At 72.2% G+C, this 392-nt stretch carries 1 protein-coding gene; it reads left to right on the top strand.

The features are described 5' to 3' along the window. Window positions 1-392: IS3 family transposase (locus tag FJ658_RS15905; RefSeq protein WP_141146278.1), on the top strand; the 392-nt coding region annotated here is incomplete at both ends.

Below are 392 nucleotides of genomic sequence, written 5' to 3'. Positions count from 1 at the left end.
GTCGCGGATCAGGCGCTGACGGTGACGTTGCGGCAGATCCATGAGACTTCCCGCGGAACCTACGGGGTCCGGCGGGTGCATGCCGAGCTGCGGCTGGGCCGTCACCTCGCGGTGGGACATGGTCGTGTGGAGCGGTTGATGCGACTGGCCGGGCTGCAGGGCGTCCACCACCGGCGGTGGCGGCGCGGCCCGGCCGGGCGGCTGCCGGCCGTGTTCGAGGACCACGTCCAGCGCCGCTTCACCGCCGACGGCCCGGACCGGCTCTGGGTGACCGACATCACCCAGCACCGCACCGGCGAGGGATGGGTGTACTGCGCGGCCGTGATCGACGTGTTCTCCCGGCGTTGCGTGGGCTGGTCGATCGCGGATCACCTCCGCACCGAGCTCGTCCT

This window comes from Schumannella sp. 10F1B-5-1, assembly GCF_006517535.1.
Lineage (GTDB): Bacteria > Actinomycetota > Actinomycetes > Actinomycetales > Microbacteriaceae > Schumannella.
This window is presented reverse-complemented; position numbering and strand designations above follow the sequence as displayed.